23 protein-coding genes, 2 tRNA genes and 1 pseudogene are annotated in these 25,561 nt (G+C 46.5%); 20 read left to right on the top strand and 6 right to left on the bottom strand.

All coding sequences use genetic code 11. The features are described from left to right. The first annotated feature begins 87 nt into the window (after positions 1-87). Positions 88-642, top strand: a complete 555-nt coding sequence (locus tag AC0KUT_RS10470; protein WP_488829834.1) for a DUF2878 domain-containing protein — start codon at positions 88-90, stop codon at positions 640-642. Further along, the gene (locus tag AC0KUT_RS10475; RefSeq protein ID WP_488829835.1) at positions 608-1,345 is read left to right on the top strand and encodes a hypothetical protein; all 738 of its coding nucleotides are present in this window, start codon (positions 608-610) and stop codon (positions 1,343-1,345) included. The genes AC0KUT_RS10470 and AC0KUT_RS10475 overlap by 35 nt, the downstream gene beginning before the upstream one ends. Before the next feature lie 67 nt (positions 1,346-1,412). On the opposite strand, the gene AC0KUT_RS10480 is transcribed toward AC0KUT_RS10475, so the two are convergent. From AC0KUT_RS10480 to AC0KUT_RS10495, 4 genes and pseudogenes are all read right to left on the bottom strand, one after another. Then, complete coding sequence (locus AC0KUT_RS10480) at positions 1,413-1,808, bottom strand: sulfurtransferase (RefSeq protein ID WP_488835712.1); 396 nt, start codon at positions 1,806-1,808, stop codon at positions 1,413-1,415. 156 nt (positions 1,809-1,964) lie between these two features. After that, positions 1,965-2,291, bottom strand: a pseudogene (locus tag AC0KUT_RS10485) (sulfurtransferase); the annotation flags it as partial. Between the two features lie 257 nt (positions 2,292-2,548). After that, a complete protein-coding gene (locus AC0KUT_RS10490; RefSeq protein ID WP_488829836.1) occupies positions 2,549-2,839 on the bottom strand; it encodes an EscU/YscU/HrcU family type III secretion system export apparatus switch protein in 291 nt (96 codons plus the stop codon). A 7-nt stretch (positions 2,840-2,846) separates the two neighbouring features. After that, positions 2,847-4,637: a flagellar hook-length control protein FliK gene (locus AC0KUT_RS10495; protein WP_488829837.1), complete on the bottom strand. Its 1,791-nt coding sequence runs from the start codon at positions 4,635-4,637 to the stop codon at positions 2,847-2,849. 297 nt (positions 4,638-4,934) lie between these two features. Between AC0KUT_RS10495 and ccmA the strand changes: the two genes are divergently transcribed. The 7 genes from ccmA to AC0KUT_RS10530 all read left to right on the top strand — a co-directional run bounded on the left by ccmA (position 4,935) and on the right by AC0KUT_RS10530 (position 10,400). Next, entirely contained in the window at positions 4,935-5,606 is a 672-nt protein-coding gene (ccmA, locus tag AC0KUT_RS10500; RefSeq protein ID WP_488829838.1) for a cytochrome c biogenesis heme-transporting ATPase CcmA, read from the top strand. After that, positions 5,606-6,298: a heme exporter protein CcmB gene (gene ccmB / locus AC0KUT_RS10505; RefSeq protein WP_488829839.1), complete on the top strand. Its 693-nt coding sequence runs from the start codon at positions 5,606-5,608 to the stop codon at positions 6,296-6,298. Before ccmA ends, ccmB begins: the two co-directional genes overlap by 1 nt. A gap of 38 nt (positions 6,299-6,336) precedes the next feature. Continuing rightward, positions 6,337-7,122, top strand: a complete 786-nt coding sequence (locus tag AC0KUT_RS10510; RefSeq protein WP_488829840.1) for a heme ABC transporter permease — start codon at positions 6,337-6,339, stop codon at positions 7,120-7,122. A gap of 2 nt (positions 7,123-7,124) precedes the next feature. Continuing rightward, a complete protein-coding gene (gene ccmD, locus AC0KUT_RS10515; protein ID WP_488829841.1) occupies positions 7,125-7,331 on the top strand; it encodes a heme exporter protein CcmD in 207 nt (68 codons plus the stop codon). A gap of 61 nt (positions 7,332-7,392) precedes the next feature. Further along, positions 7,393-7,857: a cytochrome c maturation protein CcmE gene (gene ccmE / locus AC0KUT_RS10520; RefSeq protein WP_488829842.1), complete on the top strand. Its 465-nt coding sequence runs from the start codon at positions 7,393-7,395 to the stop codon at positions 7,855-7,857. A 10-nt stretch (positions 7,858-7,867) separates the two neighbouring features. Then, entirely contained in the window at positions 7,868-9,859 is a 1,992-nt protein-coding gene (locus AC0KUT_RS10525) for a heme lyase CcmF/NrfE family subunit (RefSeq protein WP_488835714.1), read from the top strand. After that, positions 9,852-10,400 carry a DsbE family thiol:disulfide interchange protein gene (locus AC0KUT_RS10530; protein ID WP_488829843.1) on the top strand — a complete coding sequence of 183 codons (549 nt, stop codon included), beginning with the start codon at positions 9,852-9,854 and terminating at the stop codon, positions 10,398-10,400. The genes AC0KUT_RS10525 and AC0KUT_RS10530 overlap by 8 nt, the downstream gene beginning before the upstream one ends. Before the next feature lie 454 nt (positions 10,401-10,854). On the opposite strand, the gene AC0KUT_RS10535 is transcribed toward AC0KUT_RS10530, so the two are convergent. Both AC0KUT_RS10535 and AC0KUT_RS10540 read right to left on the bottom strand, forming a co-directional pair. Next, positions 10,855-10,931 (bottom strand) — tRNA-Asp (locus AC0KUT_RS10535). 40 nt (positions 10,932-10,971) lie between these two features. Then, positions 10,972-11,047: transfer RNA gene (locus AC0KUT_RS10540), tRNA-Val, on the bottom strand. A 226-nt stretch (positions 11,048-11,273) separates the two neighbouring features. On the opposite strand from AC0KUT_RS10540, the gene AC0KUT_RS10545 reads away from it, so the two are divergent. The 11 genes from AC0KUT_RS10545 to AC0KUT_RS10595 all read left to right on the top strand — a co-directional run bounded on the left by AC0KUT_RS10545 (position 11,274) and on the right by AC0KUT_RS10595 (position 25,561). Next, entirely contained in the window at positions 11,274-11,792 is a 519-nt protein-coding gene (locus AC0KUT_RS10545) for a cytochrome c-type biogenesis protein (RefSeq protein WP_488829844.1), read from the top strand. Further along, positions 11,792-13,072, top strand: coding sequence for a c-type cytochrome biogenesis protein CcmI (gene ccmI, locus AC0KUT_RS10550; RefSeq protein ID WP_488829845.1), 1,281 nt, complete (start codon positions 11,792-11,794; stop codon positions 13,070-13,072). Before AC0KUT_RS10545 ends, ccmI begins: the two co-directional genes overlap by 1 nt. A 408-nt stretch (positions 13,073-13,480) precedes the next feature. Continuing rightward, positions 13,481-16,990, top strand: coding sequence for a chromosome segregation protein SMC (gene smc / locus AC0KUT_RS10555; protein WP_488829846.1), 3,510 nt, complete (start codon positions 13,481-13,483; stop codon positions 16,988-16,990). A gap of 26 nt (positions 16,991-17,016) precedes the next feature. Then, positions 17,017-18,198 (top strand): cell division protein ZipA, encoded by a 1,182-nt coding sequence (zipA, locus tag AC0KUT_RS10560; protein ID WP_488829847.1) that lies wholly within the window; start codon positions 17,017-17,019, stop codon positions 18,196-18,198. Between the two features lie 83 nt (positions 18,199-18,281). Further along, positions 18,282-20,336, top strand: coding sequence for an NAD-dependent DNA ligase LigA (ligA, locus tag AC0KUT_RS10565; RefSeq protein WP_488829848.1), 2,055 nt, complete (start codon positions 18,282-18,284; stop codon positions 20,334-20,336). Continuing rightward, positions 20,336-20,947, top strand: a complete 612-nt coding sequence (locus AC0KUT_RS10570; RefSeq protein ID WP_488829849.1) for a transglycosylase SLT domain-containing protein — start codon at positions 20,336-20,338, stop codon at positions 20,945-20,947. Before ligA ends, AC0KUT_RS10570 begins: the two co-directional genes overlap by 1 nt. Before the next feature lie 34 nt (positions 20,948-20,981). Further along, entirely contained in the window at positions 20,982-21,413 is a 432-nt protein-coding gene (locus tag AC0KUT_RS10575; RefSeq protein ID WP_488829850.1) for a hypothetical protein, read from the top strand. A 10-nt stretch (positions 21,414-21,423) separates the two neighbouring features. Further along, entirely contained in the window at positions 21,424-22,401 is a 978-nt protein-coding gene (hemB, locus tag AC0KUT_RS10580) for a porphobilinogen synthase (RefSeq protein ID WP_488829851.1), read from the top strand. A gap of 39 nt (positions 22,402-22,440) precedes the next feature. After that, entirely contained in the window at positions 22,441-22,821 is a 381-nt protein-coding gene (locus AC0KUT_RS10585) for a DUF3012 domain-containing protein (RefSeq protein WP_488829852.1), read from the top strand. A gap of 33 nt (positions 22,822-22,854) precedes the next feature. Next, the gene (locus tag AC0KUT_RS10590; protein WP_488829853.1) at positions 22,855-24,378 is read left to right on the top strand and encodes a Wadjet anti-phage system protein JetA family protein; all 1,524 of its coding nucleotides are present in this window, start codon (positions 22,855-22,857) and stop codon (positions 24,376-24,378) included. After that, entirely contained in the window at positions 24,356-25,561 is a 1,206-nt protein-coding gene (locus AC0KUT_RS10595; RefSeq protein ID WP_488829854.1) for a DUF4194 domain-containing protein, read from the top strand. The genes AC0KUT_RS10590 and AC0KUT_RS10595 overlap by 23 nt, the downstream gene beginning before the upstream one ends.

The raw sequence follows: 25,561 nt of genomic DNA on the forward strand, positions 1-25,561 counted from the left end.
AGCAGTCGTGATACCCTTTCTTTCAGGTAGGTATCGCAGCGGTTACTGCTTCATTGATAACATAACTTGCCAAACAGTAGACTATGAATGGTTTCTAACTTATTAGGTAACAAAGCCCTACTTTTTACACTCGCTAATGCCGTTATTTTCCAGCTTGGCTGGTTTGTGTGTATTTTATTGGGCAATATTTGGGCGTTGTCATTTACCGCGCTAGCTTTCATATTTCATTTCTATGGATCGCGCTTGCGCTTAGCAGACGCTATAGCAGTGATTGTGGCTGTGGTAGTTGGTCTTATTCACGATTCTATTCTGTTACATGGTGGCCATATTCTATTTACGGAAACCCGTGAAATTTCGCCTTTTTGGTTGATTTGCTTATGGGGATTGCTGGGTATAAATGTTAATCATTCATTGATTTGGATTTATCGCCGTCCTTTGTTAGCGGGCCTATTGGGCGCCATTTGTGGGCCATTGACCTACTTAGCCGGCATACGCCTTTCTAGCGCGGAGTGGACAAGCCCATTGATTGAGGTTGTGCCCTTGATTTCAGTACTTTGGTTGTTTGTGTTGCCGCTTCATCGCCTTCTTTGTATGAGGATTCTCGGTTATGTACAAGATTACAAAATCAAACTTAGTTGTTAAAGGCGCATTCTTTTTGGGGGTTTTATGCAGCCTCGGTGCTCAAGCTGATGAGAATTATGTGACAGCGGGTAGTGCCTACAATTTAGAAGACAACCAGCTTATTTATCGCGAGCTTTATACTGCTATAAATGCAGATAAAGAAGTGAAGGTTGATTATGTTGCACCTGATGGAAGGCAGTTCGCCACTAAATTGCTGAGTTACAAAGGCGCTTTATTTCAGCCTGAGTTTACGTTTGAGGATCAGCGTGACAATGAGCTCCTTTCAGCGCAATTTCAGGGCGCGCGCTTAGTGTTACGACATAGCATGGGCATCTCTGCCAATGAAAAGCTCATTATGGATAATGCACGAGTTGTGATCGATGCTGGGTTTGATGCCTATATACAGCTGCATTGGGATAAGTTGCTCAGTGGCAAGCAAATGAAGTTTGATTTTGCTATGCCGAGTCGTCTGGAAGTCATAAACCTAGAAGTGCGGAAAATTAAGGCTAAGGAATCTCCGTTATACAATGCTCAGTATGGTAGCACCTGGGAATATTTTCGAATCCAGCCTACGCGCAAACTATTGTCTTTCTTCAGTGATCCGATTTATCTCGCCTACGACCCTAACGGCAAGTATCTTATGCGTTTTCAGGGGCGCTCAAACATAGATGATGCGCGTGGTGCACCTTGGGATGTGCGCATTGAATATGAATACTTAAATTAAATAAATTTAAGTAAAGCTTGAGGATGTGTACTTAAGCATACTCAAGCTATTTAGTTTACCGCTGTTTTTAGTCGACTGTTGTGTAGTCGACTGTTGTGTAGTCGACTGTTGTGTAGTCGACTGTTGTGTCGTCAGACTGTTCATAAGAGCACCAATCGCTCCAGCTACCTGGATAAAGTTTTGCCTCTATTCCGCACAAGGCTAAGGATAAAATGTTTACGCAGGCGGTAACACCTGAGCCGCAATAGACGACTAAATCACGCTTTGAGGTTAGGTCTTGCCAATGTAAAGCGTGCCAAGATATTGGTTTTACCTTACCTTGCTCATCGGTCACATCTTGCCAAAAATAATTGAGCGCGCCGGGAATGTGGCCCGCGATTGGATCTATTGGCTCCTCTATGCCGGCATAGCGTTTTGCCTCGCGCGAGTCTATTAGGGATATGCTTTTACCGCGCGTTAATATCTCTTCTCGCCCTACAACCCAGCCAGTCTGTACTTGCGCTATAAAATTACCTTTACGTGCAAAAGGTGTGCGTCGATCCAACGCCCCTCCTATTGTTTTCCAAGCACTAAATCCTCCATCCAAAATAACAACTTGCTGATGGCCAAAATAACGCAACAACCACCAGGCACGTGCGGCGTAGGCCATGCGCGAGTCGTCGTAAACCACAATTAAGGTTTGGCTTGTAACCCCCATATTGTTCATAGTATCGGTAAAGCTTTTTGCTGAGGGCAGGGGATGACGGCCGCCGTGGGCTGCGGTTGGACTTGATAAGTGATTGTCGAGGTTTACAGAGTAGGCGCCGGGAATATGTCCCTGTTGATACTGCTCGAATCCAAGTGTTTTTTGGATAAGATGAAAACGACAATCCATCAGCACAAGATTTCTCGCGGACGGAGAGTTTAGGCGCTGTTTAAGCTCTTCGGGACTAATTAAGTTGATCATTATTGGCTCTACCAATGTTGAAATATGCGCCGAATAGTCTCATTTATGATCAGCTTATGAAAGAGGGTAGCAGCGCAAAAAGAACTTTTTATAATATTGTGGAGGTATTTTATATGCAGAATGAATTTATAGTCATCAAAAATGCTAACAGTCTTAGAATACAGTGAGATTCTATAGAGATCTGCGTGTTGAGTGGTTCTGTGCGGAATAAGTGTACTAGTGCTGTACTGAGGCTAAATAGTTTGTTGAGGTTTGGCTTAAGTGTGTACCCAGCCATCAGGTGCTTTCCCTTCAAGCTCATAGGCAAAAGCAATAATACAGGCTACTGCAATATAGAGCGCTTCGGGAATTTCATCACCTAACTCAAGATTTACTAATAATTCGACTAAGGAGCTGTTGTCACACAGGGGCACACCGTGTTCGCGAGCAATGGCGATAATTTCCTCCGCGACTGCGCCGGCGCCCTTGGCGCTGATATGTGGGGCATTTTTACCGTCGTAATAAAGTGCAACGGCTTTTTGTACCTCTTGGCGAGAGTATTGAGTCATCTAGGCCTCAGGTTTTGATATCGACGAGCGAGTAGCTCAGTGTCATTTTGGGTTGACTGGGCAGCCCTGGCAGGCATTGGATTTGGGTGACCTTGACGCCTTGTTGCTCAAGCTGTGCTTGTAAGGCTTGAGTTTTTAGTTTTGCTTCAGCCAAGGTTGTCTCCTGCTCTGCCCAAAGACGCGCACTGAGTTGGTCGCCTAGTATTTGCAGCTGTGCAAAAAATTGCCCCACTATGGGTAAATCAAACTTGAGCATTACATTCCATTGTCGCTGTTTTGTGCTTTTAGTTTGCCCTTGCTCGTTTTCTTCTGTTACATCAACCCACTGTTGCTCCCACTGCATATGCAGATGGTGCAGTTCTTGTCCCTGGCGGAGGGGTATATCAACTTGCCAAGATTGGCTGGGCAACAGAGAGTCGGCTTGCGTTTGCTGATGATTTAGACTGTGTAATTGTTGTAATTGTACCTTTGCAAGGCCGACAAAAGTTTGTTGCTGTAAGAGCATAACAAGTTGCGCGCGCAGCACTTTCTGGCTTAGTTCTGGCAGTTGACGACTGTTCATTTGCCCTAGCAGCTGCATTAAATTAGGCAGCTGGGGTAATTTAGTCACCTCCGCGAGGGCTTGGGCACCAGTGTTCGAGCTGCTACCAATAGCTTTAAGTTCTTCTGTAAGATTGTGGTTAAGTGCTAGCAGTGCGCCCTTTAAGTCTCGCGTAACTAATTGCTCTATGGCTTTCCCGCCTGCAGGTGTCATTGGTGCAATTGTTGTGGCGCTCACAGGAATAGAGGTGCTTGCTTTGGCTCTTAGGCTGGTGAGAGCGACCTGAGGCTTAAGTGATTCGGATGCGGCAAGGAGACTGGGCTGAATGAAAAATCGATTGCTCACAGGCGAGGCTGCTGGATTATTGGCTTGTTTTTCGGGTTGAGGTGCGCTTGGATTTTGTGCGGTAGAGGGGTTTATTGAGGGCTGGATGAGCCGAGCAAATTTGTTTTCAAAGTTAATTCCTGATGTGGTCAGTGCTTGAGCCACACCTTGCGGGGTAGATAGTAAGGGCGGAGTCGGCATTATCTTTTCTAGCTGACCCAAGGCCAGTTGTACGTTGTTGGAGACGAGATTCGAACGCACACTAGACGGTAAATTTTGTAATGCTTGCATGAGCTTCGGCAGTGTTTGCTGTAAGTCGTTGGGTTGGTCTTTAAGTGGAAGCAGGCTGCGCAATGCATTACTAATAGCATCTAAGGTTTTAGGATTAAGCGCTTGGCGTAATTGCAACTGATTATTACTGAGCAGTTCTGTTAAATTCGGGGCATCTTTTGAGGTTGTGGCTACTTTTTGCACTTTAGTGGGGTCAGTGTCTAACAAAAGTAGTTTCTGTGCCTGATCTAACCGAACGAGTAGGTTTTGCCCCAGTATTAGCGGCTTATCGGTATAGGTGAGAAGCTCTCCGGCGCCCTTTGTCGTAGAGGTGGATATAGCAGGATTTAATTGCAGCTCTACTAGTTGTAACTTTGGGCTTTGAAGTAACTGTAGTTGTGCTTGAAGTTGTTGGATTTGTGCTTTAGTCGCTGGGGCTGCAGAGTTTTTATTGATTAGCGCCAAGGCTTGGGCAGTAGCTTGCTGGAGTTGCGCGCGCGCCTCGGGGCTCATGGGTGTTATTTTTTGTACACTGGCTGTAAATTCTGCGTTTTGTTTAATCCCTAGCTTTACGACTAGCTGCTGAATTACATCATTGGTACGCAGCTGCTGAAGCTGTTGTAGGTTTTTAACGAGGCCTTCATTAATTGATCCGGCATCCATAATTACTCTCGATATGCGCTTAATCTTCGAAGAAAACCCTAAGCTTAAAAAATGTGAATGGAAAAAACGGTAAATTAGGGTGTTTTGGACCTAGCTAGGCCGTTATAATCTAGCTCTTTCGCCACTTTGGCTTTTTTTGACAGTGTTGTCAGGTGTTTCTGCAGTATAGCGGCTCATTTTTCCTTAACATAAGGTAATAAAATAATGAGCACCAGCTTGCTCTTTGCGTCGCTACTAAGCCTTAAGTTAAGCCTAAGTAGTCGCCTAGGATAATTACATAATAAGAGAGACCTAAGTTTGACTAAATCATCCCCACTATTGGAATTATGCAATCTCAGCTGTGAGCGCGATGAGCGCGTACTCTTTGCAGGGCTTAGCGTTGCGTTCAATGCGGGCGATTTGGTGCAAATTAGCGGCCCTAATGGTGCAGGTAAAACGACTTTATTGCGCGCCATCTCTGGCATAAGTGGTGAGTATCAAGGTGAGCTTAGATACAACGGCGCTTCATTACCTGCGGCAAGGTGGGATTTGGCTTGCGATAGTCTTTATTTGGGACATTTGCCCGGCATTAAAAAGAATCTCACCCCCGCAGAAAACCTTGCGTGGTATCAAGCGCAAGCAGGTGCATCTATGGAAATCAATGCAGCATTAGCGGCGATTGGGCTTTATGGTTATGAGGATACGCCGTGCTATCAATTATCGGCAGGCCAACTGCGCCGTGTCGCCTTAGCGCGGCTGCACTTGAGTCAGGCACGTATTTGGATTTTGGACGAGCCCTTCACCGCTATTGATAAATTAGGTGTGAGCCAATTAGAACTGCTAATAGATACACATTGTCGGGCAGGGGGGCTCGTGCTCCTAACCTCTCATCAAGATTTGAGTTTGGCACAATTGCGAAATGTTAATTTAGAGGACTATCAACCTACGGCCGCGTTTTACCGTGCGCGTGAAGCGGCGGAGTCCTACTAATGAACGCGTCTAATAGTTCGTTATGGGCGGGCTTTCGGGCAACGTTTAAGCGCGACCTACTGGTTGCGGCGCGACATAAAACAGAGCTGGCCAATCCGCTCGTATTTTTCTTGATTGTCATTACGCTTATTCCCCTTGGTGTTAGTCCTGAAGCGTCAGTTTTAGCGCTCTTGGCCCCAGGAATCTTATGGGTCATGGCTTTGCTGGCAACATTGCTTTCGCTCGATAGCTTGTTTCGCAGTGATTATGATGATGGGTCATTGGAGCAAATGTTGATTAGCCCTCAATCGCTCTATTTTAGCGTTCTGGCTAAGGTGCTGGTTCACTGGCTAACAACAGGTTTACCTGTGACATTGCTGGCGCCATTGCTAGGCGTAATGTTGAATTTATCCGTTGAGGGTTACCTACCGCTGGTGTTCTCACTCATTTTGGGAACGGCGACCATGAGTTTAATGGGTGCCGTGGGTGCCGCTTTAACGGTATCCTTACGCAAAGGTGGCTTATTACTTTCCCTGATTGTAATGCCGCTTTATATTCCAGTATTAATTTTTGGTGCCAGTGCAGTTAAGGCTGCAGTAGAAGGCGGCCCCATTAATATGCAGTTGGCAGTACTGGGTGCTTTTTTGGCGCTGGCGCTGGTATTGGCACCTTTAGCCGCACTTGGCTCACTGCGTGTGAGCAGCAACGGTTAATCGCTTTTCATGTTCAAACATAATAAGAAGGTATGACTATGGCATGGCAATGGTTTCATCGATTAGGTTCCCCTCGCTGGTTTTACGAGAAAACAACTCCTTGGATGCCTTGGTTAACCTTGGTAACACTCAGCCTACTGATTGTTGGGGGAGTTTGGGGATTGGCCTTTGCCCCCGCAGACTTTAAACAAGGCAATAGTTACCGCATTATTTATATCCATGTGCCCGCTGCATTTTTGGCGCTCGCTGGTTATTACATCATGGCGATCGCTGGTGCGGTAGGCTTGATCTGGAAGATGAAGCTGCCCTACATGGTAATGAAGTCTGCAGCACCTATTGGTGCACTCTTGACATTTGTCTCTTTAGTGACTGGCTCCCTGTGGGGCAAACCGACTTGGGGTACTTGGTGGGAGTGGGATGCACGTATAACCTCAATGCTGATATTGCTCTTTCTTTACCTAGGTATTATCGCCTTGCAGCAATCATTTCAACAGCGTGATACAGCCGATAAAGCGAGCGCAATTTTGGCGTTAGTCGGTACTGTTAATATTCCCATAATTTATAAATCAGTTGATTGGTGGTATACCTTGCATCAACCCGCCACTATCAAGTTTGTAGGTAAGTCGACGATTGATCCCTCGATGCTTTATCCCTTATTGGTGATGGTGATTGGCTTTTATTGTTTTTATGCTCTGGTGCTATTAATGAATACGCGCATGGAAGTATTGCGTCGTGAAAGTCGTACCCAGTGGGTGCGCGATTTAATAGCCGGCGTTAAATCTCAGCCAGCCGATGCTGCCAAGTCGATTAAGCAGGGGGAATAACCATGAAATTTCAATTTGATAGCCTAGCCGCTTTTTTGAGTATGAATGGTCATGGCCCTTACGTATGGGCTTCTTACGCGATTACCTTTGCAGCACTTTTGTATCTATTGATTAACCCTTTGCTGGAACGTAAGGCTTTTGTGCGCCAGCAACAAAAATTGCAACGCTTGGCAGAAGCTGAAGCATTGAGTGTAAATACTCCCCAATAGTGTTTTGTCGCCTAGCGGAGTGCTTAGGCGGTAAACTTACCTTGATTTAGAGTGAATTTTTATGCATCCAATCCGTAAGCAACGCCTACTCATTGTTGTTTTCATCGTCGTGTTTTCCAGTGTGGCTGTGGGCCTTATGGCCTACGCACTGCGCGAGAATATCAACTTGTTTTATCCGCCCAGTAAAATTGCAGCAGGTGCTGTGCCACATAATACGCGCATTCGTGCTGGTGGCTGCGTGAAGCCCGGCAGTATTCAGCGCGCGAGCGACTCACTGGAAATTCATTTTTTAATTACCGATGGTACTGCGGATGTTAAGGTGAATTTTAATGGCATATTGCCCGATCTTTTTGCAGAAGGCGAAGCGGCGGTGATCAATGGGGTGGTCACAGAAGCGGGAGAAATTAATGCCAGCGAAGTGCTCGCCAAACACGATGAAAATTATGTGCCGCCTGAAGTGGCTGAAACTATGCGTGATGTTAGACAGGATCAAGCTACCTGCGAGGGCTTAAAGTATGGCGCTTAATCTCATTGACTTGGCTCCTGAGTTGGGTCAATTCGCACTTATATTATCTTTCTGTATTAGCTTGGCGCTATTCGCGCTTCCCATGCTAGGTGCCTATAAAGGCAATAGCTTATTAATGAATATGGGGCGCTCTTTAAGTGTTGGCTTTTTTGTATTTGTCGCCTTTGCTTTTTGCTGCTTGGTATACTCCTTTATTCATGATGACTTTTCCGTAAAGTACGTCGCGTCCAATTCGAATACGCTCTTACCGGTTTACTACAAAATCAGTGCGGTCTGGGGTGGGCATGAGGGTTCATTGCTCTTGTGGATTTTCATGCTGGCGGGCTGGACCTTGGCGGTTGCCGTTTTTAGTCGTTCTCTGCCGTTGGATGTACAAGCTAGGGTCTTGTCAGTTCTTGGTTTTGTCGCCTGTGGTTTTCTCTCATTTATTTTGTTCACCTCTAATCCCTTTGATCGCATCTTACCTTTGCCACCGCAAGATGGCGGCGATCTCAATCCGCTCCTGCAAGATATAGGCTTAATTATTCACCCGCCTGTGCTTTATATGGGTTACGTGGGCTTTAGTGTGATCTTTGCGTTTGCAATTGCAGCTTTGTTGACGGGCCGCTTGGATAGCGCTTGGGCACGTTGGTCGCGGCCTTGGGCTATTATGGCGTGGGGCTTTTTATCCGTAGGTATTGCGCTCGGCAGTTGGTGGGCCTACTACGAATTAGGTTGGGGTGGCTGGTGGTTTTGGGACCCGGTCGAAAATGCCTCTTTTATGCCTTGGTTGGTCGGCACTGCGTTGATCCACTCTTTAGCGGTAACAGAGAAACGCGGTTTGTTTAAGAGCTGGACAATTCTATTGGCGATTTTCAGTTTCTCGCTCAGCTTGCTGGGAACTTTTCTGGTGCGCTCTGGTGTTCTCACATCGGTGCATGCGTTTGCAAATGATCCCCAGCGCGGTATTTTTGTATTGGGCTTTTTGTTTGTTGTTGTAGGGGGTTCTTTAACGCTCTTTGCATTGCGCGCACCGGTAGTAAAAAGCTCTACAGGGTTTAGTTGGCTTTCGCGTGAAACCATGCTCATGGGTAATAACATTTTATTGTCTATTGTGATGCTCACTGTATTGCTCGGCACCCTCTATCCTTTAATAGCCGATGCATTAAACCTTGGCAAAATTTCTGTTGGTCCACCGTACTTTAATTTGTTTTTCCTCCCGCTTATGGGGCTGCTCTGTTTGCTGATGGCTCTTGGGCCTCTTGCGAACTGGAAACGTACTACGGTAAAGCAATTGTTTGCTGCTCTCTGGAAGCCTTGGGTTCTTAGCCTTGGTTTTGGGCTGCTATTTCCGCTGATTTATGGCGATAAGTATTCGGTCGCAGCAGCAGGCGCGGTGTTTATTGCGAGCTGGATATTTACCGCATTATTAAGTGATATGTTTTATCGCGTGCGGCATAGCGATTCTTTTTTGCTTGGGCTAAAAAAATTGAGCCTCAGTTACTTTGCAATGTTTATCGCACACACCGGAATCGCAGTAACCTTAATTGGCGTATGCCTCACCAGCATCTACAGTGATCAGCGTGACCTGCGTATGGATGTGGGGCAAAAAGTGTCGGTTGGGCATTATGAGTTTGTGTTGAATAAAATTGATGATGTTCAAGGCCCCAATTACACAGCAAGCGAGGCCGTTATCAGTGTGTTTTATGAGGGCAAGTACCTCAAAGAGATGTTGCCACAAAAGCGTCGTTACATGGCAACCGGCAGCGTTATGACTGAAGTTGCTTTAGATGTCAGCTTATTTCGCGATCTTTATGTGGCAATGGGTGAATCCCTAGGCGATTCATCTTGGGCTATGCGCGTTCACCTTAAACCTTTTGTACGCTGGATATGGTTGGGGGCATTGTTGATGGCATTTGGTGCAATTTTGGCTGTGGCAGATAAACGCTATCGCAAAGTTATAAAGCAAAATGTCGCTGCTGGGGCAGCGAGAGATACGGCGGGTGCTATTGCTCATGAATAAGCAGCGTATACTTTTATTTTTACCACTAATTGTGTTTGGTATTTTATCGTTGTTTTTTTTGCGTGGTTTATTTCTTGATCCTAAAGAAAAGCCTTCAGCGTTAATTAACAAGTCGGTGCCTGTTTTTGATTTGCCAATATTACCCGCTGAGGAAAACCCCGAGGGTATGGTTAGGGCAAATCAAAATCTACTGAAGGGTAGGGTGAGCCTGCTGAATGTGTGGGCTACCTGGTGCGTTACCTGTCGTCAAGAACATGAATTTTTAAATACTCTCAAGGCTCAGGGTGTCATTATTTATGGCATCAACTACAAGGATGAGCGCTCAGCAGCGCTGCAATGGCTGGCGGAGCTGCATAATCCTTATGTTTTTAGTGTTGAAGATACCAGTGGTCGCCTTGGTTTGGATCTGGGTGTGTACGGTGCACCTGAGACTTATGTGCTCGATGCGCAGGGTGTTATTCACTATCGGCATGCGGGTGATGTTAACCAAGAAGTTTGGGATCAGCTAATAAAGCCCATCTATGAAGGATTGCAGCACTAAGTTCTATTCGTCTCGTTGTTGATCTCGATCAACAGTCTCAGATTCAGAGTCTCTTACACTAAAGTTGTGAATGCAGCTTACTGAGTGCAGATGAGATTCTAATGAGAAACTGGAGGTCGTATATGTACCTAGACTCTATTGTGGTAACTGGCTTAGTGATCGTGGCATTTACTTGCGCTGTTGTTGGTTATGTGGGGCTTTATGCTTATAGGCATATCAAATCTGATACTGAGCGTTTCGAATCCAAATCAAAATCAAAATCAGGCTTATAGCGAAAAGTTGATTATTCAAGAACTAAAAAAGCCCCAAATGGGGCTTTTTTAGTTCTTGTGTTTGATGATTTTTGAGTCCCAAAAATTGGGCGCTTTGCCTTTGAGTAGAGAAGATTGGTATAGATAAATATTTAAAAATGAACAATAAAAAAGCCCTCACAAGGAGGGCTTTTAAGAATTAGTGGCGGACCGGACGGGGCTCGAACCCGCGACCTCCGGCGTGACAGGCCGGCATTCTAACCGGCTGAACTACCGGTCCGCATATCTATCAACAATCATTTTACTATTCGTAGTAAAAATGGTGGGCGGTACAAGACTCGAACTTGTGACCCATGCCTTGTAAGGGCATTGCTCTACCAACTGAGCTAACCGCCCAAAGCTTCGCGCTGTTTGGCGCTTACCTTGTTGATGGCGCGTATTCTAATCATGTGAGAATTATGGTCAACCTTTTTTTTACAAATCCTGCAAAATATTTTAAAAAATCTAAAAAATGGTGAAAAAACAAACGCTTGCGCATGTTTTGTAGTCTTGTTCGGCAATTCGATGCGTGACTTGATATACTCGCACCACAATAAAATCCTGATTAAATTTGGTAAGTAAGATGATGGGCTATTCATTTCGTTTTGTTTCAGCATTGCTGTTATTTCTTTTTGCATCTGTGAGTTTTGCAGCTATTGAGGTGCATGAATTTGCCAGTGAGGTTGATCGGCTGCGCTATCAAAGCTTTATTGAGGAGCTGCGCTGTCCCAAGTGTGAAAATCAAAACCTAGCAGGTTCCAATTCCCCTATCGCCCTGGATTTGCGTGAAGAACTCTATGAGATGATTTCCAGTGGTCGATCAGATCGCGAAATTATTGATTTTATGGTGGCGCGTTATGGTGAGTTTATTCTCTACCGCCCCACATTTTCTGCCGCAACGGCTTTTTTATGGCTATTGCCTGCAGTCCTGTTGATTACGGGGGCGCTCGTATTGACCTTGATGGTGCGCCGACGCCGACAAGCCATGGGTGAACTTGAAACAGGACTCTCTGTTAGTGAGCAAGCACAGTTGGCGCAATTACTGACTAAAAATAGTTCAGATACCAAATCCAATATAAATAACAAACAGGGTGAAAAATAATGATGTCTCTTTGGTTGGCTATAGGCTTACTTAGTTTATTGGCCGTAGGGTTTGTCGGTTGGCCTTTTTTAAAGCACAAAACGCAGCGGCAAGGGATGACGAATATCGATGTCGATGCTCGGGTGCAAGAAAATGTGCGTATTTTTCACGAACATTTACGTGAGCTAGAAGTGCAGTTGGCTGACGGGCGTATCGACGAGGCTCAATTTGCTCAACTTAAGTTGGAGCTGGAGCGTGGATTGCTTGAAGACGAAGCCAATGTTAAGCGCACTCAAGGTGTAGGTAATTTACATGTGGGTGCGAAAACCTTTGCGCTTATTGGTCTCTTAGTGGTGGCTATGTCAGCAGTGCTTTACCATCAATTGGGTAGCAGTGCTGATGTAGAAATTCGTCAGGCGCAGACTGAAAAGTTGCTGCTTGACGCTGAAGATGCTGCAGCGCAGCGAGCACCAAACCCAGAGCGTGCACGGGCGCTGATATCGCTTATTGAGGCGCGCCTTAAAGATGAGCCTGAGCAGTTGCAGTATTGGTTTTTTCTGGCGCGTACATATATGGAGCTGAACGAATTTGGACAAGCGGCGCAGGCTTATCAAGAGGTTTTGCGCAGGGATCAACAGTCGGGCATGGTAATGGCAGAATTGGCGCAAGCAATGTTTCTGCGTGACGGCAATAAAATGAGCAGCACTATCAAAGGTATGGCGGAGAGTGCGCTTAAGCTCGAGCCGAAAAACACCATGGCCTTAGGCTTGGCGGGGATAGGTGCGTTTAGCGAGGAAGATTACCCAAAGGCGATCAAGTATTGGCAGAGTGCTGCAACCATTACTGGCAGCGCTACGCCTGAGGCTCAGGCTCTGATCGCGGGTGTTGAACGCGCAAAAACACTCTATATCGTCAGTGGCGGTACCGAGGCTGAGCTGAATAAGGCGCTTTATGGACGTGAAATCACGCTGACAGTTTCACTGGGTGATGGAGTAGCAGCTACGCCAGAGCAGCAGGTCTATATCTATGCCCGCGCATGGCAGGGCGCCAAAATACCCTTGGCGATTACCCGGGCAACTGTCGGCGAGTTACCTTATCTGACGGTTTTAAATGAATCAATGGCCATGTCCCCGAGCATGAGCTTGGCGCAAGCCACCCAAGTAGAGGTGGTAGCGCGTATTTCTCAAGATGGCACTGCGATTGCCAAAAAAGGTGACTGGCAGGGCAGCTTTGGGCCAGTGGATTTGGACAATATCCCTGCGGAAATTAAGCTTGTTATCGATCATCAGTTAAGCGAATAGCGGCGTCAGCGAGCGCCCCGGTTGAGGAGTGTCATTCGGGGTGGCAGCTGCGATTCGTTAAGTAAAGAGTCTGGCTGCAAACTTAACTGCTCAAAACACGACCCCAGCATCTCCGATGTGACCCGCTGTGCGATCTCTACTATTACTTCTTCGCGCTTTCACTCTTTAGCTACCTGTGCAGGCCATTTTTCTGGGCCAGCTGGTGTAATACGGGTGACAAGTGTGTAGAATCCCGCCCTTATAGATTTTTTTCGCAGCCCTTTAACGGCGCTGCTTCAAGCTAAAAATGCAACCAAATCAATTAACTAGCTTTCTATTGCTAGATGGCTTGGCAAGCAATTTCTAAGGCTGATGAATTTTCCATCTATGAATTTTCGTAGCCTTGATTGATAAGAGTGAAACGGACCTATGCGCCTAAAGTGCATCAAGCTGGCAGGCTTTAAATCGTTTGTTGATCCTACTACGGTCAACTTTCCCAGCAATCTCTGTGCGGTTGTCGGCCCTAATGGCTGTGGCAAATCCAATATTATTGACGCTGTGCGTTGGGTGATGGGCGAATCATCCGCTAAAAACCTGCGCGGCGAGAACATGACCGATGTTATTTTTAACGGTTCCAGTGGTCGTAAGCCGGTGGGGCAGGCGTCTATTGAACTGGTGTTTGACAACAGTGATGGCACCTTGCTAGGTGAATATGCCGGTTTCAGTGAGATATCTATCAAGCGTAAAGTGACCCGCGATGCGCAAAACCATTACTACTTAAATGGCACCAAATGTCGTCGCCGCGATATTACCGATATTTTCCTCGGCACAGGTCTTGGTCCGCGCAGTTATGCGATTATCGAACAAGGCATGATCTCCAAACTCATTGAAGCTAAACCAGAAGATCTACGGGTTTATATTGAAGAAGCGGCAGGTATTTCCAAATACAAAGAGCGTCGACGCGATACTGAAAGCCGGATGCGTCGCACGCAAGAAAATCTTGAGCGTTTAACGGATATTCGTGATGAGCTAGAGCGCCAGCTGTCGCGTTTACAGCGCCAAGCTCAAGCTGCTGAAAAGTATTCAGAATACAAAAAAGAAGAGCGTCAACTGAAGGCGCAGCTGCAAGCGCTCAAATACCAACAGCTAGATATACAGGCTAAAGCTAAGCAGAGTGGCATACGTGAATTAGAATTGCGTATGGAGTCTTTCGTTACCGATCAAGTAAATAAAGATACTCAGATTGAAAAATACCGCAGTCAACACACTGAGCTGGGCGACAAATTTAATGAAGTGCAGGGCCGCTACTACGCTATAGGCAATGACATAACTCGCTTAGAGCAAAGTATTCAGCATGCGAGTGAACGTGCGCGTCAGCTGCAAGCCGACTTAGATCAAACCCAGCGAGACAGCAAAGAAGCAGAAGAAAACCTGCTCATAGATACTCAAAAAGCGGAGGCCTGGCAGGAAGAATTGCTCGAACTTGAGCCTGAATTAGAGCTTATAAAAGCCGCAGAAGAAACTTCCGGCGAGACATTAATTGATGCTGAAGAAGCTATGCAGCGCTGGCAAAATGAATGGGATTCCTTCAACCAGCGCGCCGCTGAGCCACGCCAAAAAGCGGAAGTGCAGCAGTCTCGTATTCAGCATTTAGAGCAAGTGCAGCAGCGTCTTTTGCAGCGCATTGAAAAGTTGCGCGAAGAAAAAAATAATCTGCAAGTTGGCTCGGATGACGAAGCCATTGGGCAGCTGACAGAACAATTAGCGGAATTAGATTTGGTCGCAGAAGAAAAACGTGATCAAGTCGAGCAGATGGGCGAGCAACTCGACCAAACTCGTACTAAAAATAATCAACTGGTAAATGATCTCGATCAAGCGCGCAGCAAATTGCAATCCATGCGCGGCCGTCACGCCAGCTTGGAAGCCTTACAGCAAGCAGCCTTAGGTGAGAAAAATAAAGCCGTTACACAATGGCTCGCACAGCAAAAACTAACCGATCACGCGCGCCTTGCGGAAACCTTGAGTGTTGCTGACGGTTGGGATAAAGCACTGGAAACTGTGCTTGGCTCTAGTTTACAGGCGGTTTGTGTTGATCAGCTGGATCAGGTTGCCGAACTAATAGGTGGCCTCACCCAGGGTGAGTTGGTGTTGTTAGATACCAGCGCTAAGGTAGCCTTAACGAGCAACGCTAAAGCGGAATTACTCAGCGCCAAGGTCAGCGCAGATTGGGATGTAAAAGCCTTACTCAGTGGCATTTACATCGCTGACGATTTATCGATTGCATTGGCCTTGCGTGCGCAGCTCGGTGCCAATGAATCCGTCATTACGCGCGATGGTATATGGCTAAGCGCACAATGGTTGCGAGTGGCACGCGATAGTGACGCTAGCTCAGGTGTTATTGCTCGTCGGCAGGAGCTAGAAGAGCTCACGACTGCAATTGCCATTGCGGAAGAAAGTATTCATGCGATAAATGAACAATTGGATGAGGGCCGTAGTCAGGCCAAGCAACTTGAGCAAGAGCGTGAGAATTTGCGTCGCGCTGCCGAAGAGCAAAATCGTCGTCATGGCGAGTTGCGTTCAGAGTTAAGCGCTAAGCAAGTAAGAATTGAACAAATAAATATGCGCCGCGAGCGCGCAGAAAATGAAATACGTGAAGCGCGCGAACAAATGGAGCAGGAAGCTGAGCATCTGTCGGAAGCGCGCATGATTCTCAGTGAGGCCATTGAAATGATGGGCCAAGACACTGACCTGCGTGAAGACTTGTTGCAACAGCGCGATGATATCCGCACTGGATTAGATACGGCACGTCAGCGTGCGCGTCATGATAAAGACAAGGCGCATGAATTGGCTATGCGCTGTCAATCAGTTAAAACCCAATTAGATTCTATACGTTTAGGCATAAGTCGCTTGCGTGAGCAAACAGCGCGTTTGCATGAGCGCCGTGAACAATTAATGGCGAGCATTACCGATAACCGCGACCCTGTAGAAGAGTTTAAGTTAGAACTAGAAGCCTGCCTTGCTAAGCGATTGTCGGTAGAGTCAAGCCTAACCGAAGCGCGTCGCGCCTTGGAAACAGTTGAGCATGAGCTGCGACAATCTGAGCAGGCACGTAATCGCGCAGAGCAGGATGTGCAGGCTGTGCGCGCACATTTGGAGCAGGAACGTCTTGCCGCGCAAATGTTTGAGGTTCAGCGTGCAGGTATTGCAGAGCAGCTCGAAGAAGATGATTTAAATCTTGATATTATTCTAGCGGAGATGCCCGAGGGCACAGAGGTTAAACCTTTAGAGGAAGAATTGGAAAGCTTGGCTGGACGTATAACACGCCTTGGCCCGATAAACCTTGCCGCTATCGAAGAATATAAAACAGAATCTGAGCGTAAAAATTATCTTGATGCGCAAAATGCAGATTTGAGGGAAGCCTTGGAAACCCTCGAGAATGCGATAAAACGTATTGATCGTGAAACGCGGACACGCTTTAAAGAGACGTTTGATCAGGTTAATGCAAGCTTGCAAGAGTTATTTCCCAAGGTATTTGGTGGTGGTCACGCCTATTTGGAATTAACCGGTGAAGACTTGTTGGATACTGGTATTACTATCATGGCCCGCCCGCCCGGCAAACGTAACAGCACAATTCATTTGCTCTCGGGTGGTGAAAAGGCACTAACGGCGATAGCACTGGTATTCTCTATATTCCGTCTTAACCCTGCGCCATTCTGTATGCTTGACGAAGTTGATGCACCACTCGATGATGCTAACGTTGGTCGCTATGCACGTATGGTGGAAGAGATGTCTGCACAAGTACAATTTATTTATATTACGCACAATAAAAATGCGATGGAAATGGCGCATCAGTTGTTGGGTGTTACCATGCACGAACCAGGCGTATCTCGTCTTGTGACGGTGGATGTGGATGAGGCTGCCGAATTGGCAGCAGTGTAACAACTAAATTTATTACGGATAACCTTATGAAAGAGTGGGTCATCATATCTATTTCATTGTTGATCATTATCATTTTGATCGACGGTATTAGACGCAAGCGCAATGAGCGCTATGGAAAAATTAAAGTATCACGCAACCTGAAAAAGCGCCCTAAGACTCCAGAAGTAGAAGAAGAGGACGTGACATCAGAGAAGCCAAACTACACCAGTGAGCTGCCTAATGGCGGTGCACGGGTAATTGGTGCCCGAGATAACCAAGGACCGCTGCCTAGTATTGAAAAAAAGGCTAAGGCTAAATCTTTTTTAGAAAAGCAAAGTCGCCAAGAACTCCTGCAAACGGAAAATAGTCGCCGCGCTCGCCGCTCGCCAGAGCAAGCCAATTTGAACCTCGGTGAATCTGTGCCCATTCTTATGGAATCCGTCGCGGATACTAAAGGTCATTCTGCTGAAGAGCGAATCGAGCCGAGCTTTTCTGCATTAAGCCCCAGTGAACTTGATGATTATGAAGATGCGGCTGCAGCGCAAGAGGATGATCATGATCCGCTTTATCGCAGTGACGCAGCAAAAGACAGTCGTCAAGACGATGAGGCTGATGATAGCTACGAGGAAGATGAAGACTACTCTTCTGAGCAAGATAGTGATGAAGAAGCCTATGAAGAGGAGGCTTATGAAGAGGAACTCTCTGAGCAAGAGTTGTTAGACGCAGACGAAGATTATGAAGGTGAGGATGATGTTGAACCCCTCGTTGCTGCTGATGCGCCCAACACCGAACCCGAGGAAGTGCTCGTCATTAATGTTATGGCCTTTAAAGGTGAAATGTTTAACGGGGCAGATTTGTTGGATATAGTGCTCAAGTGCGGTATGCGCTACGGCGATATGGATATTTTTCATCGCTATACCGATGCCAAGGGTGATGGTGCGCTGCTGTTTAGCATGGCGAATATGGTGAAGCCCGGCACGTTTGATTTAGATGCAATGGATGAGTTTGAGACACCAGGCGTTAGTTTATTTATGACCTTGCCGCTCAAAGCTGACTCAATGCAATCCTTTGATTTAATGTTAGATACTGCGCGCGCTATCGCTGAAACCTTAGATGGTGAGTTAAAAGATGAGCAGCGCAGTGTTATGACACGGCAGACCATTGAGCACTGTCGCCAGCGCGTGCGCGATTTTGAACGCATGCGTTTATTTCGTCGCCCACCGCGTTAAAGCGTATTTATTTAAATGAAATGTGTTATCGCTTGAGGGCATGAATCGCCGTTGGCCAGTTTTTTTTGGGATCACTTTTATTCATGTCCAATTTTCCACTCTTTAATGACGTTCCCGCTGAAGCGCTTGCCGAAATAAATCAGTTGCGCGCTGATATTAATCAGCATAACTACCGCTATTACGCCCTCGACAATCCAGAAGTTCCCGACGCTGAATATGATAGGCTCATACTGCGTTTGCGGGACTTAGAACAAAAATTTCCAGACGCTATAACGCCTGATTCCCCTACGCAACGTGTAGGTGCTACGCCTTTATCTGCATTTACAACAGTTGCACATGAGTTGCCGATGCTGTCTCTTGATAATGCATTTAGCGATGAAGATCTTCTGGCTTTTAATCAGCGTGTATTGGATCGTTTAAAATCAACCGAAGACTTGGAATATGCCTGCGAATTAAAACTTGATGGCATTGCGGTAAGTTTACTTTATCGTGATGGTTTACTCATACGTGGCGCTACCCGTGGCGATGGTGCAAACGGTGAGGACATAACGCAAAATGTGCGCACTATCCCCTCAATACCTCTGCGCTTAATAGGCAAAGATTACCCCAAAGTACTTGAGGTGCGCGGCGAAATCTATATGCCCAAGGCTGGCTTTAATACATTAAATGAGCGCGCGCGCGCCGCTAATGAAAAGCTATTCGTTAATCCCCGCAATGCTGCTGCAGGTTCACTGCGTCAATTAGATTCGCGTTTAACGGCCAATCGGCCATTGGAGATGTGTGCCTATTCTGTTGGGCTATTTGAAGGTGGTGAAATTCCTGCAAGTCATACCAACACCTTATATGCACTTCAGCGTTGGGGGTTTTTAATTAATCGCGAAATGACAGTGGCTAATAATATTCAGGACTGTCTTGCGTACTACCGCCGAATCCAAGAAAAGCGCGCGAACCTTGCCTATGATATTGATGGCATAGTTTTCAAGGTAAACTCGCGCAGCATACAAGACACTTTAGGATTTATTTCGCGCGCTCCACGTTGGGCCATAGCCTATAAATTTCCTGCGCAAGAAGAGATGACACTGTTACAAGATGTGGAGTTTCAAGTGGGAAGAACTGGTGCAGTAACGCCAGTGGCACGTTTGCAGCCAGTATTTGTTGGTGGTGTTACTGTATCTAATGCCACATTACATAATCGCGACGAAATTCAGCGCTTAGGTATTAAAATTGGCGATACCGTTATTGTCCGACGCGCAGGTGATGTAATCCCACAAGTTGTTGCTGTCGTTGAAAGTAAGCGACCCTCCACTGCACGTGAAATACATTTCCCTGACGCTTGCCCTGTATGCGGTTCGTCTGTTGAAACCTTGGCGGGCGAAGCCGTTGCGCGCTGTTCCGGCGGCCTAATTTGCGCAGCACAACGCAAAGAAGCGATTAAACATTTTGTGGCCCGTAAGGCCATGAATGTTGAAGGGCTCGGCGATAAGCTGGTAGAGCAGTTAGTTGATATGAAATTGGTGAGCACCTTGGCTGATATCTACTCTTTAAACCGCGATCAATTAGCGGCTCTAGAGCGCATGGGTGAAAAGTCTGCCGACAACATAGTGGCGGCGCTGACAGATTCTAAAGCTACAAGCTTAGCAAAATTTATTTATGCTCTAGGTATTCGCGAGGTAGGTGAAGCAACCGCACGTAATTTAGCTAACTACTTTGGTAGCTTCGAGGCATTAGCCACAGCAGATCAAGAAACATTACAGCAGGTTCCTGATGTGGGCCCCGTAGTCGCACATTTCGTAGCTGATTTTTTTGCGCAAGAGCGCAATCGCAATGCGGTAGCCGCACTGCAATCAGCGGGCGTGCACTGGCAAAATATAGATGTGAGCGCTAAGGCTGACTTACCCTTAAAAGGATTGATTTACGTATTAACTGGCAGTTTAGAAAGTTTAACGCGCGATGATGCCAAGGCGCATTTATTGAGTTTAGGTGCTAAGGTCGCAGGTAGTGTTTCTGCCAAAACAGATTATGTAGTAGCGGGCCCAGGTGCTGGATCAAAGCGAAAAAAAGCAGAAGAGCTTGGTTTGAATATTTTAGATGAAGCGCAATTGCTGAACTTATTGCGTGAGCATGGGTGCAATCTGTAATGCTTATCCACATTAAATTAATGCTGATTGCTTTAATCAGCCTTATGTTCGCTGGCTGTACTTCTATGCCGCCTGCTAAGCCTGACAATGTCTGTGCAATATTTGATGACAAGCCTAAATGGTACAAGGCTGCGCACAAAGCTGAAAAACGCTGGGGATCTTCGATTCCAACCATGATGTCCATCATGTACCAAGAATCGCAATTCAAGCACAATGCACGTCCGGCACGCACAAAAATTCTATGGGTTTTCCCCGGCCCGCGTCCGAGTGATGCTTATGGCTATCCTCAAGCAAAAGATGACGTGTGGAATGAGTATCAAGCTAATAGCGGCAATGGTTGGTCGCGCAGGGATAACTTTAAAGATGCGTTAGATTTTATTGGCTGGTACAACAAGCAAAGCCAAATTCGCAGCAAAATTCAGTTAAGCGATAGTTACGGTCTTTATCTTGCCTATCACGAGGGGCACGGCGGATTTAATCGAGGTAGTTATCGAAAAAAACCTTGGTTGATGTCCACAGCACAAAAAGTGGCTGAACGCGCAACAAATTATAATCAGCAACTACAAGGCTGTGAAAAACGTTTTCAAGGTAGTTGGTGGTGGCCGTTTTAATTATTCCTAAATATTAACCTTAGGCATTGTGACTATGGATCAAGAATCGATTGTATATGGTTGCATCAAGGACACTGCACCTTCAATTTCTTGGGGAGAGTCCGAACGTATTCGCATCAATCGCGAAGCTATGTTGGCTTTACCTCATGCGGATGAATGGCCTTTTATAAGCCAGGAAATGTTCTCTATACCGCAATTAGAAATTTGCAAAAATAATTATCAAACGGACGTTATGCACTTTGGCGCATCCTATAAAGCTGTTGAGTACGAATGGGACCAGTGGATCGCTCAATTCGAAGCACTGCTGAGCAAAATGTATTGGGTGAGTGCGACAGTACATTTGGAAACTGAGCTATCAGGAACTCATACTTTTACGTGGGAAACTAATGGCAGTTTTCATAAGCCGGGTTCTGGCGATATGCGCGTGCGCTGTGAATGGAGCCATGAAGGTTCGCTAACTATTTAATGAGATGTCTATGTCTAGATCACAATTAACGCCTGGATTTCGCTTTCGGCGTCTGCGTAAATCAGCGACTCTGCGCGCACTGGTGCGCGAAACCCAGCTACAAATGAGCGACTTTATTTTGCCCATTTTTGTAGAGGAAAACATTAATGAACCCGTTGCGATAAAGTCTATGCCGGATGTTTATCGCTATCCTGAAGCGATGCTGGCCGAGCGAGTGCGGCAGGCTTATAGCAAGGGTGTGCGCGCTATTATTTTATTTGGTGTATCAACGCACAAAGATGAGGTGGGAGCAGATAGTTGGAATGAAGATGGATTAATGGCGCGCATGATTCGCACTGCTAAGTCAGCACAGCCAGAGATGTTGGTGATCAGTGACAATTGTTTTTGTGAGTACACCAGCCATGGGCATTGCGGTGTCATAGCATCTGATGATGTAGATAACGACCTCACTCTCAGTAATTTACAGCAGCAAGTTGTTGTGGCAGCGCAAGCCGGTGTCGATATGATCGCACCTTCGGGCATGATGGATGGCATGATTGGCGCGATACGGCAGGCGTTAGATGATGCAGGCTTCTCCCATATTCCGGTAATGTCATATTCCACTAAATTTGCATCCGCTTTTTATGGGCCTTTCAGGGATGCTGTTGATAGTAGTTTTAAGGGTTCGCGTAATACCTATCAAATGGACCCAGCCAATGGTCGTGAAGCACTCGCAGAATCTTTGCAAGATGAAGCTGAGGGCGCTGATATTTTAATGGTGAAACCTGGGATGGCTTATTTGGATGTTCTTGCGCATATACGCGCAAACTCCGCACGCCCTTTGGCGGTATATCAGGTGAGCGGTGAGTACGCCATGATTAAAGCAGGTGCTGCTGCAGGTGTCATCAATGAAGAGGCCATAGTTATGGAATCTATGTTGGCATTTAAGCGTGCTGGAGCAGATTTAATCATTACCTATTACGCAGAAAAAGTAGCTGACTGGCTTTAATCTTGGTGTAATTAATTTGTCTCTGTTGAAAGTAGCCCCATGAATCTTATTGAAATTTTACGCAGCCAAAAGTTAATCAGCGCGCTTTTACTGATAAGTGTTATTGTCATTATTGCAGGTGTTTTGTTGAAAAATTATTCTGAGCAACAGTTAACCCCCAATACTAATGAGCAAGCAACCATTGAGTCTATGCAAAATATTGCGCGACAAGCGGCAGATCAACTTGAGCAAACACGTAATTTAGATGCAACCAGCCCTATTAAAGATGTAAAGCCGCAACTGTATGCGGATCGTATTGCTGCCTTGAATGGCGAAGCTCCTGAGCTTGGCTCGGAAGATTGGTGCGCGCTTATGATGATAAAAGATGCAGATGCATGGTCGGAAGCTGAGCAGCAATTGTTTGCTCAGCGCTGTTTGTAAGTGTGTACTCGGCTCTGAGTGTAAATCCCACAGATGTTTTTTAGCGATACACGCCAACATTTTTTCACGCCTCTTACGGGTAAATACCGCGAGCAGGTAGCTGAATGCCTGCGCTTGCTGTACCAGCGACTCTATACGGATTTGCGTGATTACGGCAATGCTATGAATCGCGAACAGTTGCTCGATATTTTTAAAGAGGCCATTGCGCGCGCGCCGACCTTGGATGTTGATGACCAGGAAGAGGGCAGTGAAGATGCTGCTGAAGGGCGTTTTAAGTCCCAGCGCGATTTAGCCAGTTTTATTGTGAATCGCTTAGTTGATAACGGCTGGCTAGAGAAGCAGGTCGATGAAGCTAGCTTGCAAAGCACCTACGGTTTTAGTCGTATGGGGCGCCTGTTTACCCAGCCTTTTGCCGATAATCACAGCAATCAGTTTCGCACGCGCAATCGCAACACCCGCAACACCCGCAACAGCCTGCAAGCGTTTTATGATCAAGGTGAAATTCACGATCTACTCGATGCCTATGAATATTCAGAGCGGATTATCAGTGACTTTACCGATGTGATTTCTGAGTTGGAAGAGCGCAAGCGTCAACTTGTGCGCGAGGTAGAGTCGCGTCAATTAATTCAACACGCCAGCGATGAGTTTTTCGATTTTATGGAACGGGTGTTCAAGCCGGACTTGGAGGTTCGGCTCTCGGCGGATAGCGTCGAAAAATACCGCGATCAAATCAGTAAAATTATTAAAGACATCCGCCGCAAACGTAAATACGGCAAAGGCGATGCAGAACAGGCCGAAAAAGATTGGCGCGCAGTTATGGAGATTCGTCTGCGCAAGATGATGCCCCAGCGCGCGCAACCCAATATCTCGATATTAGATAACTTGCTTCACACTATAGAGTCGCGTTTGCGAAATGCCTGTGAGGTCATGTTGCCCGCGCTGCGCCGTGCGCTGAATACCTTTACTCAGCGCGCCGATATTATTATCCGGCAGCTAAGCTATATCCACGCGCAGGGTTCCGACGATATTGTTGACCTGTGTAAACAGCTCGCGCAATTGAGTGAAACCCAGCAAGACGCGCTATTTATGCAAACCAGTCCTACCTTGGATGCAATGCAATTAGCCTTTATAGATCCGGGCCAGCTGCAATTGCGCACACCCTGGAAAAAATCTGTGGTTCGCTCAGGTATAGATGCCGAGAGTGCGCTCGACCCAGAGGCGCAAAAAGCGCTCTTTATTCAACAGCTGCTGGATCAAGCCTTTAGTATTCAAGCCAGCAGCCTGCGCGATTATGTTCAAATTGCGCTGGCGGATACTGGCTATATTAATAGCCGTCAGTTGAGTGCTACCAATATGCCGGAATTACTTAATTTGGCCCACGCCATTGAAGTCGGCGCCATTAATAATCTGTCATCGCGCTACCAATTTAGTGTGGAGCAAAAACCTGAGTGGTTGAGCGAAGCACCGCGTGTACAGCAAGATGATTATTTTACCCAGCGCGATGAATTTATTATTCGCTTGATAGAGAGTGAAGATGAGCAGTCCCAACTTAACTGAACATTTGGAGCAGCAGCTCCGCGGTCACAATCTCGATTTGAATGATTGGCGGAGCCTGATTCAACGACTATTGGACTACGGTGTTTTGTGTCGCGCCGACAGCCAAGTTGAAGCCGAATTTTACGATCACTTCGTGCGTATCCAGCCACTAGTAGATGACTATTTGCATCTCATGGGTGTGCGCCTGCAGCACGATACGCATTTTCAATTTGTGCGGCTCATTCCACCTGGTGCGCGTCTGCCCGGGCTTGATGATGAAAGTGATGAGCCGTTTAACGGTGGTTTTCGGCAGCGATTGAACCAACACGAAATTGCATTAATTTTGGTGTTGCGCGCCGAATACGATAAGGCGTTACGCGAAGGGCTTATCGATGAACAGGGTTGTACTGCGCTTTCATTAGAATCTGTAACCCTTGCGATGAAAAACTTGCTGCGTCGCACCTTACCCGATAATTTGGGCGAGCGGCGCCAGGTGTTTAAGCGCTTGCGTCAACTGCGCTTAATTCACTATGTGCAAGATGTGGATCTGGATCAGAATGAAAGCTGGATTAAGGTACGACCCCTGGTCATTAATTTAGTGAGTAATGAGTGGCTGGAAAAAATTCGTACCGATTTAGCGGCTCATGCGGAGTTTATGAACGCTGACGCTGGCATTGAAGAGGTTCTGACTGCTGAGCTAAAGTCTGCTGTGCCTATAGTATCTATAGAAAGAACAAACGAAAAAGTAACACAGAAAACCACCGAAGCAGTCGCCGAAAAAATTGTTGAGCCAGCTAAGTCCATTTTCGCAGAGCCACCTAAGCCTAAACCGAAGCCTAAACCGAAGTCGGAACCTAAGACGGAACCGAAATCTAAGGCTTCTGTGGCTTCGTCTGTTTCTGCCAAATTCGCCTCGTCAAAAGCCGCGGTTAAAGCTACTTCAGCCAAGACTACACCGGCCAAAGCAGCATCCCCTAAAACTACACCGGCTAAAACAGCACCCAAAAAAGCTGCTGTAACTAAAATTACTCCAGAGAAAGTTGTTCCAGGGAAAGCTGCTAGAACTAAAGCTGCCACTGTTAAACCGTCTGCGGTTACAGTTAGTGGCTCAAACGATGTTAAAACGACAGCCACTAAATCTACGAAGGCCAAAGCAACAAAAGAAACAAGCGCGAAAACCAAAAAATCACTCTTCTTCGATTGA

The sequence above is a fragment of the Cellvibrio sp. 25HG11W-0 genome, from assembly GCF_057815475.1.

Coding starts and splice junctions, on each gene's coding strand:
- AC0KUT_RS10470 (WP_488829834.1), top strand. CDS start 88: ATGGTTTCTAACTTATTAGGTAACAAAGCCCTACTTTTTACACTCGCT.
- AC0KUT_RS10475 (WP_488829835.1), top strand. CDS start 608: ATGTACAAGATTACAAAATCAAACTTAGTTGTTAAAGGCGCATTCTTT.
- AC0KUT_RS10490 (WP_488829836.1), bottom strand. CDS start 2,839: ATGACTCAATACTCTCGCCAAGAGGTACAAAAAGCCGTTGCACTTTAT.
- AC0KUT_RS10495 (WP_488829837.1), bottom strand. CDS start 4,637: ATGGATGCCGGATCAATTAATGAAGGCCTCGTTAAAAACCTACAACAG.
- ccmB (WP_488829839.1), top strand. CDS start 5,606: ATGAACGCGTCTAATAGTTCGTTATGGGCGGGCTTTCGGGCAACGTTT.
- AC0KUT_RS10510 (WP_488829840.1), top strand. CDS start 6,337: ATGGCATGGCAATGGTTTCATCGATTAGGTTCCCCTCGCTGGTTTTAC.
- ccmD (WP_488829841.1), top strand. CDS start 7,125: ATGAAATTTCAATTTGATAGCCTAGCCGCTTTTTTGAGTATGAATGGT.
- ccmE (WP_488829842.1), top strand. CDS start 7,393: ATGCATCCAATCCGTAAGCAACGCCTACTCATTGTTGTTTTCATCGTC.
- AC0KUT_RS10530 (WP_488829843.1), top strand. CDS start 9,852: ATGAATAAGCAGCGTATACTTTTATTTTTACCACTAATTGTGTTTGGT.
- AC0KUT_RS10545 (WP_488829844.1), top strand. CDS start 11,274: ATGATGGGCTATTCATTTCGTTTTGTTTCAGCATTGCTGTTATTTCTT.
- ccmI (WP_488829845.1), top strand. CDS start 11,792: ATGATGTCTCTTTGGTTGGCTATAGGCTTACTTAGTTTATTGGCCGTA.
- smc (WP_488829846.1), top strand. CDS start 13,481: ATGCGCCTAAAGTGCATCAAGCTGGCAGGCTTTAAATCGTTTGTTGAT.
- zipA (WP_488829847.1), top strand. CDS start 17,017: ATGAAAGAGTGGGTCATCATATCTATTTCATTGTTGATCATTATCATT.
- ligA (WP_488829848.1), top strand. CDS start 18,282: ATGTCCAATTTTCCACTCTTTAATGACGTTCCCGCTGAAGCGCTTGCC.
- AC0KUT_RS10570 (WP_488829849.1), top strand. CDS start 20,336: ATGCTTATCCACATTAAATTAATGCTGATTGCTTTAATCAGCCTTATG.
- AC0KUT_RS10575 (WP_488829850.1), top strand. CDS start 20,982: ATGGATCAAGAATCGATTGTATATGGTTGCATCAAGGACACTGCACCT.
- hemB (WP_488829851.1), top strand. CDS start 21,424: ATGTCTAGATCACAATTAACGCCTGGATTTCGCTTTCGGCGTCTGCGT.
- AC0KUT_RS10585 (WP_488829852.1), top strand. CDS start 22,441: ATGAATCTTATTGAAATTTTACGCAGCCAAAAGTTAATCAGCGCGCTT.
- AC0KUT_RS10590 (WP_488829853.1), top strand. CDS start 22,855: ATGTTTTTTAGCGATACACGCCAACATTTTTTCACGCCTCTTACGGGT.
- AC0KUT_RS10595 (WP_488829854.1), top strand. CDS start 24,356: ATGAGCAGTCCCAACTTAACTGAACATTTGGAGCAGCAGCTCCGCGGT.